Annotated in this window: 13 protein-coding genes and 1 riboswitch; of the genes, 12 read left to right on the forward strand and 1 reads right to left on the reverse strand. The window is 45.7% G+C overall.

Annotation, left to right across the window (positions count from 1 at the left end; all coding sequences use genetic code 11):
- Nucleotides 1-47: 47 nt before the first annotated feature.
- From acpP to rdgB, 8 genes are all read left to right on the forward strand, one after another.
- On the forward strand, nt 48-314 hold the full coding sequence (acpP, locus tag BUA75_RS03220; RefSeq protein ID WP_072873147.1) for an acyl carrier protein: 267 nt from the start codon (nt 48-50) through the stop codon (nt 312-314).
- 36 nt (nt 315-350) lie between these two features.
- Nucleotides 351-1,976 (forward strand): class I adenylate-forming enzyme family protein, encoded by a 1,626-nt coding sequence (locus BUA75_RS03225; protein WP_072873148.1) that lies wholly within the window; start codon nt 351-353, stop codon nt 1,974-1,976.
- Nucleotides 1,977-2,052: 76 nt separating this feature from the next.
- Complete coding sequence (locus BUA75_RS03230) at nt 2,053-3,234, forward strand: acyl-CoA dehydrogenase family protein (protein ID WP_242650239.1); 1,182 nt, start codon at nt 2,053-2,055, stop codon at nt 3,232-3,234.
- Between the two features lie 3 nt (nt 3,235-3,237).
- Nucleotides 3,238-4,260 (forward strand): zinc-dependent alcohol dehydrogenase, encoded by a 1,023-nt coding sequence (locus tag BUA75_RS03235; protein WP_072873150.1) that lies wholly within the window; start codon nt 3,238-3,240, stop codon nt 4,258-4,260.
- A gap of 43 nt (nt 4,261-4,303) precedes the next feature.
- On the forward strand, nt 4,304-5,077 hold the full coding sequence (gene fabL, locus BUA75_RS03240) for an enoyl-[acyl-carrier-protein] reductase FabL (RefSeq protein ID WP_072873151.1): 774 nt from the start codon (nt 4,304-4,306) through the stop codon (nt 5,075-5,077).
- Between the two features lie 114 nt (nt 5,078-5,191).
- Nucleotides 5,192-5,644 (forward strand): MarR family winged helix-turn-helix transcriptional regulator, encoded by a 453-nt coding sequence (locus BUA75_RS03245; RefSeq protein WP_072873152.1) that lies wholly within the window; start codon nt 5,192-5,194, stop codon nt 5,642-5,644.
- Between the two features lie 25 nt (nt 5,645-5,669).
- Nucleotides 5,670-6,503, forward strand: coding sequence for a glutamate racemase (murI, locus tag BUA75_RS03250; RefSeq protein WP_072873153.1), 834 nt, complete (start codon nt 5,670-5,672; stop codon nt 6,501-6,503).
- A 60-nt stretch (nt 6,504-6,563) separates the two neighbouring features.
- Entirely contained in the window at nt 6,564-7,145 is a 582-nt protein-coding gene (gene rdgB, locus BUA75_RS03255; protein WP_165611933.1) for an RdgB/HAM1 family non-canonical purine NTP pyrophosphatase, read from the forward strand.
- 121 nt (nt 7,146-7,266) lie between these two features.
- Here rdgB and BUA75_RS03260 read toward each other — a convergent pair whose 3' ends face one another.
- Nucleotides 7,267-8,058, reverse strand: coding sequence for a Cof-type HAD-IIB family hydrolase (locus BUA75_RS03260; RefSeq protein ID WP_072873155.1), 792 nt, complete (start codon nt 8,056-8,058; stop codon nt 7,267-7,269).
- A gap of 143 nt (nt 8,059-8,201) precedes the next feature.
- On the opposite strand from BUA75_RS03260, the gene BUA75_RS03265 reads away from it, so the two are divergent.
- The 4 genes from BUA75_RS03265 to metH all read left to right on the forward strand — a co-directional run bounded on the left by BUA75_RS03265 (nt 8,202) and on the right by metH (nt 14,548).
- Nucleotides 8,202-9,617, forward strand: a complete 1,416-nt coding sequence (locus BUA75_RS03265) for a glycine--tRNA ligase (protein ID WP_072873156.1) — start codon at nt 8,202-8,204, stop codon at nt 9,615-9,617.
- 65 nt (nt 9,618-9,682) lie between these two features.
- Nucleotides 9,683-9,871 carry a hypothetical protein gene (locus BUA75_RS03270; protein ID WP_072873157.1) on the forward strand — a complete coding sequence of 63 codons (189 nt, stop codon included), beginning with the start codon at nt 9,683-9,685 and terminating at the stop codon, nt 9,869-9,871.
- 115 nt (nt 9,872-9,986) lie between these two features.
- A complete protein-coding gene (locus tag BUA75_RS03275) occupies nt 9,987-10,781 on the forward strand; it encodes an SDR family oxidoreductase (protein WP_072873158.1) in 795 nt (264 codons plus the stop codon).
- A 116-nt stretch (nt 10,782-10,897) separates the two neighbouring features.
- Nucleotides 10,898-11,005: riboswitch (SAM riboswitch) on the forward strand.
- 84 nt (nt 11,006-11,089) lie between these two features.
- On the forward strand, nt 11,090-14,548 hold the full coding sequence (metH, locus tag BUA75_RS03280) for a methionine synthase (protein ID WP_072873159.1): 3,459 nt from the start codon (nt 11,090-11,092) through the stop codon (nt 14,546-14,548).
- Nucleotides 14,549-14,582 lie beyond the last annotated feature (34 nt).

Consider the following 14,582-nt stretch of genomic DNA (forward strand, 5'->3'; position numbering starts at 1 on the left):
GATAGACAGAAAATATTCATTTGATACAAAGAAAGGATGTTTTCAATATGGCAGAACAGTGGACAGTGGAAGAAATCACTCGTCGTGTCAAGCAGGTAACAGCGAATCAATTACAGGTGGATGTGGAGTCCATTCGCCCAGAAAATCATTATGTGGACGATCTCGGCGCGGATTCTTTGGATTTAACCGAGTTGGCTATCGCTTTTGAAGATGAATTTGATTTGGAAATCCCTGATTCGGATTTCAATCATTTGAGCACGGTGTCTGGTGTAGTGGAGTACCTCAAAGGGAGACTGTCCATATCTGATCATTGATGGCAGGTTATTGCGAAATAAAAAGGAGACAGGGCTATGAAGCGATTTCCAGGCATGGTCTTGACAGAAGAACGGGCAGAACATTATCTGCAGCAAAATATATGGTCCAAAGAATCATTTGTTGATGTTTTAGAACAAAATGCCCGACTTGCGCCTGACCTTTTGCATCGTGATGAAAAAAGGCAATTGACTTATGCTGAGTTATGGCGGGAGGTGGAATCTGTTGCTTCCTCTCTCCTCCAACTTGGAGTTCGTAAAGGTGATGCGGTAGCTATTCAGATGCCAAACAGTTTGGACTATGTTGTAGCTCTTTTTGGCGCCGCTCGAATTGGAGCCGTTGCGGTTCTTTTGCAAACCGATTTAGGTCGCGAGGCATTAGTGTATAGCTTGCGTAAGTCAGCAGCTAAGATTTGGATTGTGGCAGAAAGTTTCCGCGGCGAGTCGTTGATTGAAACAGCGCTCGCTGTCAAAGAACAGTTGCCTAGCTTAGAGCACGTCATTCTCCAAGGTTCACAATCCTCCCCATCCTTGCCGGTTCGTTCTTTTGAACAACTTTGCAGCGCTACGCCGGAAAATCGTTCCTTACTTGATGAATTTCGTCCAGATCCGCTCGATCCGTTTGTCATGGTGTTTACATCAGGCACAACCGGATCGCCGAAAGGAGTTGTGCAGTTACACGCCAATTACTTATGGTCTTGTCGAGCTTATGCGCAAATTTATGGTTTTCAAAGGGGTTTAGCAACGCTGAATATGGCGCCGATTTGTCACCAAACAGGGATGTTGGTTGGCGTGATGATGCCTATTGCCACCTGTGGCCGAATGGTATTGATGGAGCGTTTTGCCGTGAGTCGAGTTCTGCAATGGATTGCCAAAGAAAAGCCCACTTTTCTTTGTGGTGCGCCGCCCCATCTGATTCATGTAGCCAGTGCGCCTAAATTGCGGGATGCTGATACTTCGTCTGTAAAACTTTTCATTTATGCTGGCGCACCTGTACCAAGTGCCATTTTGCAACGGTTGCAAGAGGAAACTGGCATTGTAGTCGGCGGCATGTTTGGTTGGACAGAAGGTTTTGTGGCTTGTTGCACGCGGCCTGATGATGGTATTGAAGCCATCAGTAAAACCGTTGGTCAAGCGGTACCCGGTATCGAGATTGTGCTAATGGACGAAGAATACCAGCCTGTTCAACCAGGAGAACCTGGGGAGATGTGGGCAAGAGGACCTAATTTCAGTGCAGGTTACTACGATAATCCTGAGGCTTCGGCGCGCCAATGGGATAGTGAAGGTTGGTTTCACTCTGGGGATTTGTTTCGCCAAGATGAAAAAGGCCGCTATATATTTATGGGACGTGCTGACGATATTATCAATCGTGGCGGTACAAAGATTGATCCAAAGAGTGTAGAGGATGTGTGCGCCGCCCATCCCTCCATTCAAACAGTGGCTATAGTTGGTGCGCCTGACGAAACGCTGGGCCAACATACAGTAGCTTGTGTAGTTCTTCATGAAGGAACCACTCTGCAATTGGACGAGTTACGCCAGTTTTTATCTGAGGCTGGATTAGCCAAGTTTCAACTTCCAGATCGATTGAAAATTATGGAACAATTGCCGATGACGCATTCCGGAAAAATCAAAAAGAAAGAGTTGCGCCAGATGTTAGCTCTTTAATAAATAGCCAAGTCTACTTAAGTAAAAGAAATCTAGCATCGTTAAGTGAGAATGTTGATGGAGAGGAGAATCCATTTTGGTTGAGGAGACAAGCACTTTGCTTCAGGAGAGAGCGGAAGCTATCCGTCAACGAGTTATTCAGTTTCGTACTGAAGAGGCTGTGGAATGGGCTAAGCAGATTGAGCGTGATGAGAAAATTCCTCCAGAGTTGTGGCAGCGTATTCGCCAGCTTGGTTTTCACCGTTTGACACAACCGACGTGGGCTGGAGGAGAAGGTTTGCCTCTGGCCATGTATTTTCCGATTTTAGAAGAGGTAGCTCGCTGTCACGGTTCCATTCGCATGGTGGTGCATGCCTACAACAGTATCTGGAGAACTGTTGGTAACGGTCGCCCAGAACAGCAAAAAGAATGGGTGCCACAAGTAGCATCCGGACAATGTTTGGTGGCGTTTGCGTTAACTGAGCCAGACAACGGCACAGGGATTGATTTACGCACCACTGCAACTTACGAAAAAGGCGAGTTTGTTTTGAATGGCCGCAAGCATTTAATCACCTTTGCTGACGAAGCGACTATTTTTGTCGTGATTGCTAAAACAGATGCCAATGCTGGCCGTCAGGGATTAACAGCGTTTATTGTGCCGCGGCATCAGGTCGGTTTACATATAGAAATGCAACCACAAATGATGGGTGACAAAGGCAGCACGCACGGCATTCTAACTTTTAGTAACTGTAGAATTCCTGAGGAAAATGTATTGGGTGAAATTGGACAAGGATTTGACTTGGCGTTGCGTGGTTTTCTCGATCAGAGCCGTGCCTGTATTGCCCAGAGTGCAGTTGGGGTAGCAGAAGAATCGTTACAGCAAGCGCTCTTGCACGTTCGACGCAGAACCACATTTGGCAAAGCTTTGGCTAGCCGTCAAGCGGTACAGATGCGCCTGGCCGAGATGGCCATCTCCATTCAGGCTGGACGACTGCTTTGTTTGGATGCGGCTCATAAGTACGATCGCGGTGAAACGATTTCTGTTGAAGCTTCCATGGCCAAGGCGCACGCCATTAAAATGGTAGGCGAAGTTACTGACGCGGCACTTGCTCTCTATGGCGGCGTAGGGTATATGGTAGGCAGTCCGGTAGAACGACTTTATCGCGATGCTCGTTCACTCTGGTTTGAAGAGGGCACGGCTGAGATGCAGAAAATGACCATTGTCGAATCTATGTTGACTGCGGCTCGTCAACGTGATCGGCAAAAACGGGAGTCTTAAACCATGCTGGCTGTCCTTTTTTCTCAAGAAAAGGGTCTGTATGTGGATACGGTGGACGATCCGGTTTTAACTTCCGAGGAAGTGCTTGTTCAAGTTGAAGCGTGTGGAGTTTGTGGATCCGATCGTCAAGTGGTTGAGGGTCGGATGCCCTTGCCATTTGGTTCTCCTGTTCCGGCAGTGTTAGGTCATGAGATTGCGGGCAGGATTTGCGACGCTAACGCTTCTTCAGTCCATTCATCCGTGCTGGTCTACCCATTTGTACCTTGTGGGCAATGTCGACTTTGTCAAACAGGATACCATCATCTCTGTCTTCAGCAAAAGGTAATTGGTTATCAGATGTGGGGCGGCTATGCTGAATTGGTCAAAGTGCCGAAATCACAATTGATTCCTTATGATGGTGTCCGATTGACTCCAGAAGTTGCTGCTCTATTGGTGGATGCTTTTGCAACACCCTATCACGCAATTCGTCAATCTCATCTTGAAGCGGGCATGACGGCGTTAGTGCTTGGTGCCGGAGGACTGGGTGTAGCGGCTGTGATGCTTTTGCACGTACTGGGTGTGCGGGCCATGGGACTTTCGAGTCGCACAGAAGGTTTAGCTTTGTTTGAACGGGCTGGAGCCGAACAGGTGGAAAGTCTGGAAACGGATGCGCGCGCACTGGGTAGACAGATTCGACGTTGGTCGGGCGGTGGAGTTGATGTGGTGTTGGATACCTACGGAAATTCTCGCTCGTTACAAACAGCGCTTGATTTTGTTCGTCCTGGCGGTTCAGTGATGGTTCTGGGCATGCACGATGGGGACGTCCAGATTGCTCAGATGCAACAGTTTGTTCGCAAAGGAATTACGGTTACGGGCAGTTATGCTTCAGAAAAGGTTGAAATTGTAGAACTCATTTCTATGGCGGAACAAGGGATTCTCAATAGTCACGCAATGATTGAGCGTGTAACAACACTTCATGAATTGCCACAGGTGTTTGAAACAGACACCCGTAGTGCCGGCAGAATAGTGGTAAAACCCACTGAATGAGTTGTGCATGCGCGGCTTACAAAGCGAGGGGGAAACGATTGGCATGAGCAGCCATAGCCAACAACGGCGGTATAAAGATAAAGTAGTCTGCGTGAGCGGGAGTTCAAGAGGGATTGGGAAACAGCTGGCACTTGCTTATGCACAGGAAGGTGCTGACGTAGTCATTCACTACTTTCGCAACGGCGAAGCAGCACGCGAAGTGGTAGCTGAAGTGGAGAAAATGGGCAGACGGGCGCTGATGGTCAAAGCTAACCTTGCTGAAGAACATAAAATTCATTCCATGTTTGACGAGATTGAAAAATATTACGGCAAATTGGATGTCTATGTGCATAATGCGGCTTCTGGACGAAATCGTAAGGCGTTAGACGTGGATGTCAAAGGTTGGGATTGGACGCAAAATGTCAATGCTCGGTCACTGCTCATAGCTGCACAGCGTGCAGTGCCCTTGATGGCTGAAGGAAGTAGTTTATTGGCCATATCTTCGTTTGGGTCCGATCACGTTTTTCCCTTTTATACATCTGTTGGAGCTTCAAAGGCAGCCATTGAATCTCTGATTCGCTATCTGGCCATCGAATTGGCGCCGCAGCGCATTAACGCGAATGCAATTTCGGCAGGAGCGGTAGAAACAGGCGCTTTGGAACATTTTCCGGAAATTGAACGTACTTGGGAGCAAGTGAAAGAGCGACTTCCATATCATCGGATGGTCACTTCCGAAGATGTGGCTCATTTGGCACTGTTTTTGACATCAAAAGAAGCAGAAATGATACGAGGTCAAACCATTCGCATGGATGGAGGCATTACACTGCTTGTTCCTTAGAGGGAATATTGAGGCGGGCAGAGGTGGTGTTTCGTTGATCTCGTCAAGCGCAGATGATACAATTCACTTCAATCTGTCACCCTGTCAAGAATGAAATTGAGGTGCTAGAACCCCATGCCTAACTTTCCGGATGACGTGGTAGAAATAGAATTTTGCCTGCGTCAGATTTATAGCATTGTCAAACGGCGCGGGCGGTCTCTTTTAGAACAGTATGGCATTACGCCTCCGCAATTCGATGCGTTGGTGATTCTAAATCGAGACGGCGAATTGACGATTGGTGATTTGAGCAATCGTCTTTATTTAGCATACAGTACAACAACTGACCTTGTTGATCGCTTGGAGAGAGCAGATTTTGTTGTTCGTATGCGCGATTCGGAAGATCGCCGGGTAGTACGAGTTCAATTGAAGGCTCACGGTGCAGAATTAATTGAGCGCGTCCTCGATGCTCGGAGGGCTTACCTTGGATCTGTTTTGCAAGCTGTCTCTGCAGAGGAAAAATCTCGCATATTGGAAGTCCTCGAACTCCTGAACAGGCGCATGTCGGAAGAGGTGCAGTTTAAAGGATAACATCCACAAGAGAAATGAGGAAAATATGTTGAACAGCAACGCGCCTATCGGAGTGTTCGATTCTGGCATTGGCGGTCTCACTGTGGCTACAGAAATCATTCGTGCTCTGCCGAATGAATCTATCATCTATGTGGGCGATCACGCTCGTTGTCCTTACGGTGAAAAACACGCTGATGAAGTTCGGCGCTATGCCGTTGAAATCTGTAATTATTTTTGTGCTTTAGGTGTTAAGTTAATTGTTATTGCTTGTAATACTGCCACTGCGGTTGCGTTGCGTTATTTGCAAATGCATCTCCCCATCCCTGTATTAGGTGTTGTCAAACCGGGTGCTGAAGCGGCTGTATCCCATTCCATTTCGAAGAGAATAGGCGTCATTGGTACGCCGTTAACAATAGAATCATGTATTTACACACAGGCTGTGCACCAACTGTTGCCAGAAGCGATTGTCCATTCTCAAGCTTGTCCTGCTTTCGTTCCGCTGGTGGAAGCGGGGAAGTGGGATGGAGCAGAAGTAGAATCTATAGTTCGTCAATCACTTGAACCTCTTTTGGAAAAAAAAATTGATACGCTCATTTTAGGATGCACGCATTACCCATTATTAGAAAAAAGTATTCAAAAAGTAATCGGTCCTAGCATCCAAACTATTTCCTCTGCGCGTTCTGTCACTCAGTTAGTCCATTCGTTTCTGAGTGAAAGAGAGATGCTCGCCAACGGAACTTCTGAGTCTCGGCATATGTTTTATACGACAGGTCAGGAATCTTTTATGAATACTGTATTACAATCGTGGTTTGGTTTGAGTGGAGCAACTGTGGCTCATCTAGATATTCACGAATCCTTACAATCCATTTCTAACCTTTAATCTTGTGGTATTTTATAAAATTCAAATATCTGCATGGAGGTTTTTTTTCTGCAAATTTGCGTGGCTACAAAAAATAAGCACAAATTTGAAGAATTCCAAGCTATGATGGGTAACTCATATGACTTGTTACCACTTCCGGTACATGTGGAGGAGGCGCCGGAAACAGGTCATTCGTTCCAGGAAATTGCTCTTCAAAAAGCGCGTTTCTATGCTTTACATACCCAGATGGCTGTGTTGGCGGATGATTCAGGATTGGTGGTACCAGCACTTGGAGGCAAACCGGGTATCTATTCTGCCCGTTTTGCAGGGAAACATGGCGATGATGCGGCTAATCGTCAAAAGCTTCTCATGGAGATGGAAGCTATTCCAGATGAAAGGCGTCAAGCCTATTTTGTGGCTGCACTTGTTGTAGTCGATGCAAATGGCAACGTGATGGCTGCAAGTGAGGGGAAGGTGCAAGGTATGATTCTTCGCAAAGAGCAAGGTAATGGAGGATTCGGGTACGATTCGCTTTTTTATTACCCTCCTTTGCATCACACATTTGCAGAGTTGCCTCCTGAATTCAAAAATCAACATTCTCATCGTACGGTTGCCTTACGTGAAATTTTGCGCCAATTGAAAGAGAGTTCAGCTTCCCTTTGAAATAATTTTTAGGTTCATCCTGTGAAATTTTCATTACAGCAAGAGCCAATGATTGAGCAGATTTTTGCTGTAGACGAGGAATGGAAGAAAAAATAGCTTTATAAACGTGTGACGAATGGATTTACTCAATGAGTTTCAAGTTGCGCAGCGCATGATAGACACCATCTTCTTCAGCGGGAAGAGTGACCATTTTTGCTTCATTTTGTATGTCCACGGAGGCATTTCCCATAGCTACTGAATATCCGAGAGCATGAAACATACCAATATCATTTCCACCATCACCAATGTGCAGGGCATGCTGTGGATCAATCTTATATTCATGCAGAATACTAAGAGCACCTAAATGTTTGTCACTATGGAGAATTTGCAAATCTACAGCCTGATTATCCCAACGGTAGACGAAACAGTCAGTGGCGGATTGTTCAATCAGTGAATCCCAATCTTTTTCAAAAAATCCGTTAAACTGATAAATCGGATATGAATGAATATCCCATTGATCTTCTAATAAAATTTCGATTTCGGGAAAATGGAACGCATCTAAAATCTCTTTGTACGGAAGATAATTTTGATTAAAAGAAAGCACGCGAGAGTCTGTATGCATGATAAAAGGATGGCCGTACTGTTGTAACAGGTCGATCAGCGATTGGGTCGTTTCAGTGGAAAAAGGCGTCGAGTAGACGGTTTTTTGCTGGGCTACAGCCAAACTGCCATTAAAATATACACCGTTTTGAATCTGTAAAGCAGATTGGATGTTTTTCGCATGAATATAGGAACGCCCGGTGCAGAGTGAAACAGGGATGTTTTTTCTGTGTAATTGCTGTACAGCTTGAACAGCACTATCAATTAACTGTCCCTCAGTGTACAAAGTTCCATCAATGTCGAGAAATACCATGCGAATATCCAAAACCTTCATCGACTCCTTTAGACGCGATCGGGCTCTATTATACATTGAATGTTCTTTATTCTAAACTTTTTACCGGTATTGAATTGCACGAGTTGCTGCTCTTCTGTATCATATCCACAATAAAGAAAGCAGAGAAATTGGAGGAAACCAGCATGCCCGTTACCATGGAACAGTTAGTCTCTCTTGCCAAACGTAGAGGTTTTATTTTCCCTGGCTCAGAAATTTATGGTGGTTTAGCGAATACCTGGGATTACGGGCCGCTTGGAGTCGAAATGAAAAATCGTATTAAGCAAGTATGGTGGAAAACGTTTATTCAGAATCACACCTATAATGTTGGACTGGATTCGGCTATTCTCATGAATCGACAAGTTTGGGTTGCTTCCGGACATGTGGGCAACTTTAACGACCCCATGATTGACTGTAAACAGTGCAAATCACGTCATCGAGCGGATAAGTTGATTGAATCAGCAGCTGAAGCACAAGGTCAAGAAATATCGGCAGATGGTTTGCCGTTTCAAGAAATGGAGCGACTCATTCAAGAATGGAATGTAAAATGCCCTGATTGTGGAGCGCAAGATTTTACGCCCGTGCGGCAGTTTAATATGATGTTCAAAACATTTCAAGGTGTGACAGAAGAAAGTTCCAATGAAATTTTTTTAAGACCAGAAACAGCGCAGGGTATCTTCGTGAATTTTATGAATGTCCAAAGAACTATGAGGAAAAAAATTCCCTTTGGCATTGGCCAGATAGGAAAGAGTTTTCGAAATGAAATTACTCCCGGCAATTTCACTTTTAGAACCAGAGAATTTGAGCAAATGGAGATAGAATTTTTTTGCAAACCAGGAACGGATTTAAGTTGGTTTGAATATTGGCGAGATTTTTGTTATGAATGGTTGCTTGCTGTAGGTTTACAAAAAGACAATTTGCGTCTTCGTAACCACGCAAAGGAGCAGTTGTCCCACTATAGCGCTGCAACAACGGATATTGAATATCAATTTCCATTTGGTTGGGGAGAACTGATGGGGATTGCCGACCGTACCAACTACGACTTGCGTCAACACGCCGAATATTCTCACGAAGATTTTTTAGTGAAAGAAGAAGGTGAAGAGCCGTATATTCCTTATTGTATTGAACCTTCATTAGGAGTAGATCGGTTGTTTTTGGCCATTTTTGCTGATAGCTATGAAGAAGAACAAGTCGCGGAAAATGATACACGGGTTGTTCTCCATCTTCATCCTGCCATTGCACCATTTCAATGTGCGGTACTTCCCTTATCAAAGAAACTTTCCAGTCAGGCAGAGACCATTTTTCATGAATTGAGAAATGATTTCTCTTGCGATTTTGACGATTCAGGTTCTATTGGCAAAAGATATCGAAGGCATGACGAAATCGGTACACCCTATTGTATTACTGTCGATTTTCAAACTGAGGAAGACGGTAAAGTGACTATTCGCAATAGAGATACCATGAATCAGGAGCGAATCGAAATTGGGCATGTGGCAAAATGGTTGAATGAACGTGTACGCTTTCCTGTGCTTAATGAACAAAAAAATCTGCCTGGGGTCTAAGACTCATAGACTTTTTCGGATAGCTTTTGTTAACCGTGGTTAACTTACATTTGGGGGGTGTAGTCATGGCCAATCAACACACCGAGAACCATAATCAAGCATTCTCAATGCCAGGGGCTTTGCGAATGAATCATCGGTTCGAGAATGTGGTTAGCCACAGCAATCAGGAAATGGATAACGCCCAAGTGACGCCTATTCCCTGGAAAGCGATTCATCGCGCCAATTTGCGTCATCTGGCACGTCGTTCTACCTGAGCCCTGCCCATGAGTGCCATTCGGGGAGTTGTCCTCCCTGAATGGCCTTTTCTTCAAACTGATTCTATCGCCACTACTGAATGATTCAAATGAGACATCCCAAGGAGGTTATGAAATGGATCTTGGTATACAGGGAAAAACGGCGCTTGTTATGGCTTCAAGTGAAGGTCTGGGTTATGCAGTGGCAAGGCAACTGGTTGCGGAAGGTGCGCGTGTTGTCATGACATCGCGATCGTCAGAAAAAATTGAGTCCGCTGCTGCAAACATTCGCAATGAATTTTCCGGCGCCGAGATTCTTACTTTCGCTTGCGACGTTTCTCGAGCTGAATCCTTGCAGCAGTTGTTTGCGTTTGTAGAAGAGAAAACTGGCGGAGCAGATATTTTGGTACAAAATGCTGGCGGCCCACCAGCGGGTGATTTTCAATCGATGACAGAAGATTCGCTCTGGGAAAAAGCATTCGAATTAACGCTTATGAGCTTTGTCCGATCCGTTCGACTGGCGTTGCCTCATATGAAACGTAAGCAGTGGGGAAGAATTGTTGCTATTACATCGTCCAGTGTCAAACAGCCCATTTCCAATCTTGTACTATCCAATGTCTTTCGGACAGGAGTGGTGAGTCTTTGTAAGACACTGGCCGCGGATTTAGCTCCTGAACACATTTTAATCAATGCTGTTGGACCAGGGAGAATTCATACCGCCCGTATTGACTATCTCGATCAAATCGCGGCTCAACGTTTAGGCCAATCTATGGAAACCTATCAAAAAGAAGCACAGGCGAAGATTCCTTTCGGTCGCTATGGAACGCCAGAAGAATTAGCTGCTGTAGTCGCTTTCTTGGTTTCGAACGCCAATGGATATACCACTGGACAATCTTTGTTGATTGATGGCGGACTGGTAACGTCTCTCTAATGACAATCCGTAAGCTTTATGCTATGCTTTTAGAAAATTGTGTTGTCTATTGATCTCCAAGCAGCAGTTAGCGTCGCAGTCAACTGAAAAAAGACGCTAAAATTACATACATCACACCTTTATCAAGAGTGGCAGAGGGACTGGCCCAATGAAGCCCGGCAACCGCGCAGCAGTGCAAGGTGCTAATTCCAGCGAGTCGCGGGTGCGGACTCGAAAGATAAAGGTTCGTAGCATGTATCAACGCTCCCGTTTTCGGGAGTGTTTTTTGATAGTCATGGAAGATAGAGAAAGAGTGGTGCAGAAATTACATGAATTTAGTCCATACTGCTTCTTTGCAGGAACTTCTTGAACAGCGGATCCTTATTTTGGATGGGGCCATGGGAACCATGATCCAGCAAAAAAATCTGACAGCCGAAGCGTTTGGTGGAGAAGCGTATGAAGGTTGCAACGAGTGGCTGTCGAAAACACGTCCCGATCTTATTCGTTCGATTCATGAGGAATATTTAGCAGCAGGAGCAGACATTGTCTCTACCAATACATTTGGCTCCACGTCTATCGTCCTTGCCGAGTATGGACTATCAGCGTATGCCCGGGAATTAAATTTGTGTTCGGCCAAGCTTGCCCGAGAAGCTGCCCATCATTTTTCATCACCTCAACAGCCAAGATATGTAGCGGGCTCTATGGGACCTACCACGAAAAGTTTGTCTTTGACAGGTGGTGCCACTTTTGCCGAATTATTGGCTGCTTATGAAGAACAAGCACTGGCCTTGCTTGAGGGTGGTGTCGATTTACTGTTGCTGGAAACTTCTCAGGATATGCTGAACGTGAAAGCAGCAGGCTTGGCTATTCAGTCAGCATGGAAAAAATTTGGCAGGCGTGTGCCTGTAGTCATTAGCGGAACGATTGAAGCGATGGGAACCACACTGGGTGGACAAACCATTGACGCATTTTATCTCTCAGTCGAACACCTGAAACCGTTGGCGGTAGGACTCAATTGTGCGACCGGTCCAGAATTTATGCGCGATCACGTTCGTACATTGGCAGAACTGGCCACCTGTTCTATTTCCTGCTACCCAAACGCGGGTTTACCTGATGAATCGGGTCATTATCATGAAACACCAGAGAGTTTCTCACGCAAGATGGAGGATTTTGCAAAAGAGGGTTGGCTGAATATAGCGGGTGGTTGCTGTGGAACCACTCCCGATCATATTCGGGCTTTAGCTTCACGCATTGCAGGCTATGCTCCCCGACGTGTTCCTAAGCACCATCCTCATGCGGTGGCGGGTCTCGAATCTGTTCTTCTGGAACCAGAAAATCGACCCATTCTTGTTGGCGAGCGAACGAATGTCATTGGTTCGCGAAAGTTTCGCAAATTGATTGCTGAAGGCGAAATGGACGTTGCTTCTGATATTGCTCGCGCACAGGTGCGGGCTGGAGCACAAATTATTGACGTTTGCCTGGCCGATCCCGATCGTGACGAACTGGCTGATATGGAGGCTTTCTTGCCTAAAGTGGTGCGTAAAGTTCGAGTACCGTTGATGATTGATTCCACCGATGCGGCAGTAGTGGAATTAGCGTTGCAACATGTTCAAGGCAAGGCGATTATCAACTCTACCAATTTGGAAGATGGAGAACCACGTCTGGCGAAGTTTGCTGAACTAGCCAAACGTTATGGGGCAGCACTTGTAGTAGGAACGATTGATGAAGAAGGAATGGCTGTCAGCCGGGAGCGCAAGTTGGCTATTGCGAAACGTTCAGTGCAAATTTTAACCGAAAATTACGGACTTGCTGCCGAAGACATTTTAATCGATCCACTCACTTTTCCGGTGGGTACAGGTGATGAGAAATATATCGGATCGGCTAAAGAGACGATTGAGGGGATTCGACTCATTCATCAAGAGCTTCCAGAGTGTCCGCAAATTCTTGGTATCAGCAATGTTTCGTTTGGTTTACCTCCAGCTGGACGAGAAGTACTCAACTCTGTCTTCCTCTATCACTGTACGAAGGCGGGACTGGGTTACGCCATTGTCAATACACAAAGTCTACAACGTTTTTCAAGCCTCTCGGACGAGGAGCGTCAACTTGCGGAAAAATTGTTATTTGAAACGTCTGATGCAGTGGTAGCGGAGTTTACCGCTTTTTATCGAGAAAAAAAACAGCATGTGGCTGTAGAACGTTCTCAATTGTCGCTTCTGGAACGTATTGCTCATTATGTGGTAGAGGGCAGTAAAGATGGATTACTGCCTGATTTAGAAGAGGCATTGCAGACAATGACGCCACTGGAAATTATTAATGGACCACTGATGGATGGGATGAACGAAGTAGGAAGACTTTTTAACAATAATGAATTGATTGTAGCGGAAGTTTTACAAAGCGCGGAAGTGATGAAGGCAGCAGTGGCTTTTCTGGAACCGAGAATGGACAAGTTGGATTCAGCTAACAAAGGGACGGTGATTTTAGCCACTGTCAAAGGTGATGTTCACGATATTGGAAAAAACTTGGTAGAAATTATTCTTTCCAACAATGGTTACTATGTACACAATTTGGGTATTAAAGTTCTTCCGGAGACTCTAATCGCTGCAGCTCGCGAATATCATTCTGATTTTATTGGCCTCTCTGGTTTACTTGTGAAATCTGCCCAACAGATGGTGATTACAGCTGAGGAATTATCGCGAGCAGGCATTACGATTCCGCTGCTTGTAGGTGGTGCGGCACTGACCAAAAAATTCACAATGACCAAAATCGCGCCCGCCTATAGTGGAACCGTCATGTATGCCAAAGATGCCATGGATGGATTGGCTTTGGCGAATGCATGGCAAGATGAGGGAACTCGAGAAACGTTGACGGAACAGTTATCGAAAGAACAGGAAATGTTTCGCAGTCAATCCCATCCAGTACCTAAAGAGGAACCAGCGGATTCCATACGTTTATCCGATATATCCAGCGAGGCGCCAGTATTTCAGCCTCCTGACTTGAGAGATCATCTTTTGCGGCATTATCCGATAGAACAAATTATGCCTTATCTTAACTGGCAAATGTTGCTGGGTAAGCATCTTGGCTTGTCGGGGAATGTGGAAAAACGGCTCGCCGATGGTGATGAAAAGGCTACGCAACTGAAAGAACTCGTAGAAGATGTGATTCGTGAGTCGATTGCAGATGGAAGCTTGCAAGCTCATGCCGTATATCAATTTTTCCCAGCCGTAGGTAATCGTTTAACAGGGGAGATTTCCATTCTTTCCGTGCCGCATTCTTCTGCTGATGTTCTTCATGTGCTGCAATTTCCTCGTCAACGTGGAGGTTCTCATCTTTGCTTGGCAGATTTTTTGCGCGAAAAAGGTTCGGGAAGCATTGATTATATCGCAATGTTTGCCGTCACAACTGGGGCGGGTATACGTGAAAAAGCGGATCGGCTAAAAGAAAAAGGAGACTATCTGCGTTCTCACGCACTAGCAGCATCTGCCCTGGAACTTGCGGAAGCTTTTGCTGAGCGGGTGCACCATATGATCCGCGATATATGGGGTTTTCCCGATCCATTGGAAATGACGATGAGAGAACGCTTTATAGCTCGTTATCAAGGCATTCGTGTATCGTTTGGTTATCCTGCCTGTCCGGATTTGGAGCAGCAGGAAACTCTATTTGCGCTGCTCAAACCGCAACGGATAGGCATTCAATTGACAGACGGTTACATGATGGAGCCGGAAGCTAGTGTCACTGCGCTCGTTTTCTCACATCCGGAAGCGAGATATTTTAATGCAGATGCAGAATAAATCCAGAGAGAATAAAAGCTGGGTGAGGGGAGAT

It is taken from the genome of Alicyclobacillus tolerans, from assembly GCF_900142255.1.
In the GTDB taxonomy this organism is placed as follows: Bacteria; Bacillota; Bacilli; order Alicyclobacillales; family Alicyclobacillaceae; genus Alicyclobacillus_I; species Alicyclobacillus_I tolerans.

Coding starts and splice junctions, on each gene's coding strand:
- BUA75_RS03225 (WP_072873148.1), top strand. CDS start 351: ATGAAGCGATTTCCAGGCATGGTCTTGACAGAAGAACGGGCAGAACAT.
- BUA75_RS03265 (WP_072873156.1), top strand. CDS start 8,202: ATGCCCGTTACCATGGAACAGTTAGTCTCTCTTGCCAAACGTAGAGGT.
- BUA75_RS03235 (WP_072873150.1), top strand. CDS start 3,238: ATGCTGGCTGTCCTTTTTTCTCAAGAAAAGGGTCTGTATGTGGATACG.
- BUA75_RS03275 (WP_072873158.1), top strand. CDS start 9,987: ATGGATCTTGGTATACAGGGAAAAACGGCGCTTGTTATGGCTTCAAGT.
- BUA75_RS03270 (WP_072873157.1), top strand. CDS start 9,683: ATGGCCAATCAACACACCGAGAACCATAATCAAGCATTCTCAATGCCA.
- metH (WP_072873159.1), top strand. CDS start 11,090: ATGAATTTAGTCCATACTGCTTCTTTGCAGGAACTTCTTGAACAGCGG.
- murI (WP_072873153.1), top strand. CDS start 5,670: ATGTTGAACAGCAACGCGCCTATCGGAGTGTTCGATTCTGGCATTGGC.
- BUA75_RS03245 (WP_072873152.1), top strand. CDS start 5,192: ATGCCTAACTTTCCGGATGACGTGGTAGAAATAGAATTTTGCCTGCGT.
- acpP (WP_072873147.1), top strand. CDS start 48: ATGGCAGAACAGTGGACAGTGGAAGAAATCACTCGTCGTGTCAAGCAG.
- BUA75_RS03260 (WP_072873155.1), bottom strand. CDS start 8,058: ATGAAGGTTTTGGATATTCGCATGGTATTTCTCGACATTGATGGAACT.
- fabL (WP_072873151.1), top strand. CDS start 4,304: ATGAGCAGCCATAGCCAACAACGGCGGTATAAAGATAAAGTAGTCTGC.